Below are 6,464 nucleotides of genomic sequence, written 5' to 3' on the forward strand. Positions count from 1 at the left end.
CGCCCCGGCGCAAGCGAGGTCAGAGCGCGGTCACAGCCCAAACCCGCCGTCGGTCGTGAGTACTTGTCCAACGACCCAGCTTCCCTGCGGCGTGGCCAGCCACCCGATCAGCTCCGCCGGATCTTGAGGGACTCCCACTCGACCGAATGGCGTCGTCGCGATGTACTGGTCGATCTCCTCGAGGGATCGGTCGGTGGTTTCGGGGTCCATGTACCCGGTGTTAACCGGCCCGGGATTGATCGTGTTGAGCACAATGCCGAGTTCCAATAGTTCGGGAGCCACCGTCGCCGTCACGCCGGCGAGGGCGGCCTTGCTGGCGGCGTAGGCGACTTCGCCCTGCATGGCGCCGTGGATTTGGCCAGACGTCATCCAGAACACGTGACCCTGCGCCTCCGCGTAGGGCTTGTTCCCAACGATCCGGTCGCCCGGCCTACGTGGTTTGTCGCTTCGTGGTGCACGAAGCTGCGCGAACTCGGCGGTTAGGAGAAGGGTGGAGCGAGTGTTGACGTCATAGAACGTGCTGAGCCGTTCGGCCGTCATATCGAGGATGCTGCCGTCATCTCCACTCTTTGCGTGGTTGCAGACGAGGATGTCGAGCTTTCCGGTGATCGCAGCGGCGGTGGCGATGAGGGCCGGGATTGCGGAGGGGTCGGACAGATCCGCGGGGACATCAGCGAACTGCGCGCCTTTGGTCAGATGGGCCCGCACCTCGGCCCGCAGCGCATCGAGGTCGTCCCCGCCCCACGGAAGGTCGAGGTCGTGGGGACGGTGGTGGTGGATGACAACGTTCGCGCCAAGAGAAGCGAGCTTCAAGGCGACGGCGAAGCCGATACCGCGGCGCCGCGAGACGCCGGTGACGAGAGCAGTTTTACCGTGCAGAGGCACAAAAATAGACATGGTGAACCTTTCGATCGCGCCCCGAAAGGCGCATGGGAGGGAGTCGAAGAAAGGTTCAGCGGCACTGCATGGGCCCACCGTAGCAAGAGGGGTGCGTCGATGGGCCACGACGGCCATGGTGGTGTCTCCCATGGGGGCCTCTGCGAGAGGGGTCTGTCTGCAAGACGTTCGGGTGCTGGCGGCTTGTTGGTCGAGTGAGGCTTGAACGTGAGACGTGTGCCCACTGTGGGGGCATACAGACTGGTTCACCCTCTTAGGCAATTCTTTCACCCGGTACCTAAGTGCTTTAGAGGGACATCTCTGGTGAAGTCCATCTCAGGGCCTCATTCGCAGGTCCTTCTTATGGCGCATTGGAGCACCTTGAAAAATCGAGCGTTCATCTCGGCCGTCGCAGTGGCGGCCGTTCTCGGATCGGCGCTCGTCGCCGTTCCCGCGGCAGCGGCAGGCCCGGAGCCCTGGAACACTGCTTGGACACCACCCGCATCCGCCAACGGTGCGCTCATCCCCGCAGCAAACCCCCCAGCAGCTGACTGGGACGCACCCGCGTCCGCAGCCCGGGCGTCCTCATCAACTTCTCGTGTGGCCGCTGCGACCGTCGGAGCGCCGGGCCTTGGGTCGCTGCCGTACTTTGGTTTCGACCAGACCGAGCTCAGCCTCGACACCGTCGCCCAGGTCAACCTCGGCAACGGAAACCTCCTGCTCACCGGTAGCGACGGCGTGTTGAACGGCGCCGGCATCGCCCTTCGGAACGACCGCTTCTACAACGGCCTCTCGACCACGGACGGCTCCTACGGTGCCGGCTGGTCGTCCTCCCTCAGCCAGGTCGACATCGGCCTAGACGTCACCTCTACCGAGGCCAAGTTCCGCGGACCCACCGGATTCACCGCGACCTTCACCAAGAGCGGAACCACCTGGAAGGCCCCGAACGGGTTCAACGCGACCCTGACGGAGAACGCGGCCTCGACTGACCAGCGGTACACGCTGCAGTACAACTCCTCCGGCGAGAAGATCTCCTTCTCGACCAGCGGCTACATCACCAAAGACACCGACCGGAACAACATCGGGTCGTCCTACACGTACGGCACAGACGGACGCATCAGCACGATCTTCACCGCGTCCGGCCGCAACTACACGATCAACTGGGCCTCCGCGACCGACAACCACATCGCCACGATCGTCGACGGCGCCGGCCGCACGATCCAGTACGACCGCAACGCCCAGGGCCAGCTGACCCGAGTCACCAAGCCCGGAAGCAACTTCGAGGACTACACCTACGACTCCTCAGGTCGCGTCGCAACAGCGAAGATGACCGGCACCGACCAGGGCGACCTGGTCTTCACCTTCGGCTACGACACCTCCCACAAGGTCACTTCCATCAGCTCCGCCCTCGCCAGCACGCCCGGCACCGAGCTGTCGAAGACGACCTACACGTACACGTCGGGGCTGACCAAGATCACCGACGGCCGCGGGAACGTCACCGAGCACACCATCGACTCCGGCGGCAAGGTCACGGCCGTCAAGGACGCCCTGCAGCGGACCCAGTCGACGTCGTACACGACGAACAACAACGTCTCGACGACCACGGACGCCCTCGGCTCCGGCTCCACTCCAGGAAACATCACGAGCTACAGCTACGACCAGCTCAACAACGCCACCGGAGTCAGCTACCCGACCGGTGCCGCCGCCTCGGCAACGTACTCGCAGGGCACCTCGTGCCCCGGGGCAGGCTCGGGAAATCCGAACCTCCCGAAGTGCTCGAAGGACGACGCCGGGAACGGCAAGTCCTTCCAGTACGACACCGCCGGCAACGTCACCAGCACCACCGACACCACCTCCGGTGGAACCGGCGCCGTCACGGAGTCCTACACCTACGAAAAGACCGACCGCAGCGTCTGCGGCGGCCTCGAGGGCCAGATCTGCTCGTCCAAGAACGGCATCGGGGGAGTGACGTCGTACAAGTACGACAACTCCGGCAACCTCACCACCGTCACCCCGCCCGCACCCATGGGCGAGACCGTCTACACCTACGACTCCCTCGGGCGTGTGCTGACGGTTCGTGACGGCAACGGCGACACCACCGCCTACACCTACAGCCAGCGAGACGACGTCCTCCAGACCACGTTCTCCGGCGGCGCGACATTCAACGCCGAGTACTACCAGAACGGCGCCATCCACTTCCAGCGAGACAGCACCACCGGAACCAAGGAATCCTTCTACGACGGTCTCGCCCGGCTTCTGCGTGTGACGGGTCCTGCTGTGGCAACGACACAGTCGTACACCTACGACAAGGTCGGCAACGTCCTCAGCTACACCGACGCCCAGGGCAAGGTCAGCTACACCTACGACACCGCTAACCAGCTCACCCAGCTCACCGAGCCCGGCGGGGCTTGCACCACTGCGGCGCCGGCTGCCTCGAGCGGGTGCGTGAAGTTCGAGTACGACAAGAACGGCACGGAGACCAAGCGCACCTTCCCTGGTGGCGCCAATGTCGTCACCACTAACGACCTCGCAGGCCGTGCGACTCGCATCACGGCGAAGAACGCAGCCGGGACAGTCGTATCCGACATCGGTTACACCTATGGAGCCGGCGGTTCCACCGCCAAGACCGCAGATCGCCTGAACATCCAGACTCGCATCTCGTTCAAAGAGGTCGGGATCACCGCCGGTGCGATCACCAGCTACTCCTACGACTCGCTTAAGCGCCTCACCTCGGCGGTCGAGAAGACCGGCACCACCACGACCGCCTCGTGGACCTACGCCTACGACAAGGCCGGCAACCGGACGACCCAGACCCGGGCAGGCTCCACCGGTGGGGCGGCGGGCACGACGTCGTACACGTACAACACGGCCAACCAGCTCACCGGCTCTACCGGTGCCACGGCGGCCTACCAGTACGACGCCGCCGGAAACCAGAAGGTCAACGGCGCGAACGGGCAGGCTGCGAGTTACAACTCGCGTCTTGCCGTCACGGGCATTGGGTCCTCGACCTACAGCGCATTCGGACAGGGCAATACGGACACTCTGACCCGCAGCGCGTCCGCCACCTCCTACACGGGCGCGTCTTTTGGCCTTATGACTGAGAGCTCGTCTGCCGGTGTGACGGCATACACACGGATGAACGGAGAAGAGATCGTCGGAAGCCGTGCGCCAGGCGCGTCGAATAGCTACTTCGTTCTCGATTCCCTCGGCTCCGTAGTTGGCCTCTTCGACAAAGCTGGCGTTTTCTCTGGCGGATACTCCTATGCCCCCTACGGCGAGACCCGCGCCAGCTCGAACACCGGGGCCACGAACACGAATGCTCTGCGGTACATCGCTGGGTACTTTGATTCTTCAGTCAACCTGTATCGGCTTGGCGCCCGATACTACGACGCCTCACAGGGCCGTTTCACTCAGTTCGATCCCTCTGGTCAAGAGGGCAATTCGTACTCCTATGCGGCCAGTGAGCCTGTAGGGAACTTGGACCCGACCGGTCTCTCTTGGGTCAAGGCTGGCCGTGTCTTCGGTGCGGCCACGGGGCTTTACGGAACCGGAAAAGTCCTGAATGGCAATGACACAGTTGCGGGCTTCGCCGCCGGTTTCGCCATTGAGACCGCATGCGTCGCAGGTGCAGCCGCCCTGGGGGCTGCTACAGGTGGACTGGGGTTCGTAGCTGCGGTGGGTTGCTTTGCCGCGGGTGAACTCGGAGGCAATGCGGTAGACAAGGCGATAGGTGCATAGGCATTGAAGGGACGGGCAATTCATGAACAAATCTGCAGGCCGCCAGTTGTTTTTCATCGGGTTAGGAGCAGTCCTCATCTTGGGGGCGGCCGCGACATTCGCCCTAGAACCCGATTTGTCAGCCGGCATCGGCCGTGTGGGACTCCCCGCGGGAGTTCTCGTAATCGGCGGCATGCTGATCGGCCTACTGCTGATAATTGGCGGGTTGGTTGAGCTCAAGCGACGGGGTAGAAGCTGAAGACCTGTAGGTCGTTGAGCTCCTGAGCTCAGCCGGCCAGATAACAGCGCTGCTGTCCAGAGAGAAGTGGCCTTTCGAGTCGAAGGGCCACTTTTTCTTGGCGGGCTTAGGGCTGCCCATTGCTCAACGGTTTATCGCAAAGAGGTCTCCTATCGCAGATGTTCTAGGAGTGGTGCTTTCATGGCCCAATGCGGGTGGCGTGATGCACGCATCCCCCCGCCCGATGCCGCATACCCGCCGCCCGTTAGACGGTCGTTCATCGGGACACTCTTTGCGACCATGCTTGGCCGGTTGATGTCAAGAGGTGCCTGGCCTGCGGATTCGCGTATGCCTGTCCCGCAAAAGTGCCCGGTGACGGGGGTCTAAACGCTACAGTCCTGGAATGCTCATCGGATACGCCCGCGTCTCAACGTCCGGACAAGATCTCGCAGCACAACGTGACGGTCTTGCAGCGCTCGGTGTCGACGATCAAGACGTCCATGTTGACCATGGTCTCTCGGGCACGACTCGAGCCCGGCCAGGTTTGCGCGAGGCCCTGGCCGCGTGCCGCGCCGGCGACGTCCTGGTCGTCACAAAGCTCGACCGCCTCGCTCGTTCACTTCGCGACGCGACCGACATCGCCGACGAGCTCACGAAAAAAGGCGTCGCCTTGAATCTCGGGGGAGCGGTCTACGACCCCACCGACCCCGTCGGCCGGCTACTTTTCAACGTCCTCGGCATGGTCGCCGAGTTCGAGGCCGACCTCATTCGGGCCCGAACACGTGAGGGCATGGCGATCGCGAAGGCCGCCGGCAAGCTCCGCGGCCGGAAGCCCAAGCTCACCGCCTCGCAGGAGAAGTACTTCGTGCAGCTCCACCGCACCGGCGCACACACGACCAGCGAGATCGCCGAGCTCTTCGGCGTGGCCCGCTCGACCGTCTATCGTGCCATCCAACGGGGGGAGCAGGCGTGATCACCGTCGGGTCGCACCTCGTGTTCAAGGCAGTGGTTCGCTGATTATGCTCGCTGATCTGCGTTCGAGCTGCAAGGCGTTCTGGGCTCGAGGGGGTCTCTTGCCGTCGGTGCTGGCGGGAGGCGTCTACTTCGCGTTCCTCGCTGCATGCGTCGCGATCGCCCGGTCGTTGACGTCGACATGGTCGCTGACGGCCGCGAACGCGATGCTCGTCGGTTCAGTCCTGCCCCTGGTGGTCGGTGCTGCCGTTCTGGTCATCTTCGCGAGGTCGGCCGGTCTTGCTGGAGCCCTGTTCCGAGGGCAGCCTCTCCGCGGGCGGAGGTGGATGTGGGGCGTGGTCGTGGTCGTGGCGGGGTTCAACGTTCTGCACCTCTTGAGCGTCGACTACGCGGCGATCGGGACGGACGTCCTGGCTATGTGGGTGCTCACCTGTGTTCTCGTCGGCTTCACGGAGGAGGTGCTCTGCCGTGGCCTCATCGTCGATCTCCTCAGGCGCGCGAGCTACCCGGAGGGTGCAGTGGCGGCGCTCTCGGCGGGGATCTTCGCGCTGCTGCACGCAGGCAATCTCGTCATCGGTCAAGCGCCCCTTGCGACCGGGCTCCAGATCGTCTTGGCGTTCGGGACGGGGATCTGCTTCTACCTGGCGCTCCGAGTCACCGG

Annotated in this window: 4 protein-coding genes; 3 read left to right on the forward strand and 1 reads right to left on the reverse strand. The window is 63.9% G+C overall.

All coding sequences use genetic code 11. The features are described 5' to 3' along the window. Positions 1-30: 30 nt before the first annotated feature. Positions 31-897: an SDR family oxidoreductase gene (locus tag IFT45_RS14020; RefSeq protein WP_192128915.1), complete on the reverse strand. Its 867-nt coding sequence runs from the start codon at positions 895-897 to the stop codon at positions 31-33. Between the two features lie 579 nt (positions 898-1,476). Between IFT45_RS14020 and IFT45_RS14025 the strand changes: the two genes are divergently transcribed. The 3 genes from IFT45_RS14025 to IFT45_RS14035 all read left to right on the forward strand — a co-directional run. Next, positions 1,477-4,614: an RHS repeat-associated core domain-containing protein gene (locus tag IFT45_RS14025; RefSeq protein ID WP_192128900.1), complete on the forward strand. Its 3,138-nt coding sequence runs from the start codon at positions 1,477-1,479 to the stop codon at positions 4,612-4,614. Between the two features lie 620 nt (positions 4,615-5,234). Next, positions 5,235-5,804, forward strand: a complete 570-nt coding sequence (locus IFT45_RS14030) for a recombinase family protein (RefSeq protein WP_192128902.1) — start codon at positions 5,235-5,237, stop codon at positions 5,802-5,804. Positions 5,805-5,913: 109 nt separating this feature from the next. After that, a partial coding sequence (locus IFT45_RS14035; protein ID WP_371811023.1) for a type II CAAX prenyl endopeptidase Rce1 family protein occupies positions 5,914-6,464 on the forward strand: 551 nt, incomplete at its 3' end.

It is taken from the genome of Frigoribacterium sp. CFBP 13707 (genome assembly GCF_014842245.1).
Lineage (GTDB): Bacteria > Actinomycetota > Actinomycetes > Actinomycetales > Microbacteriaceae > Frigoribacterium > Frigoribacterium endophyticum.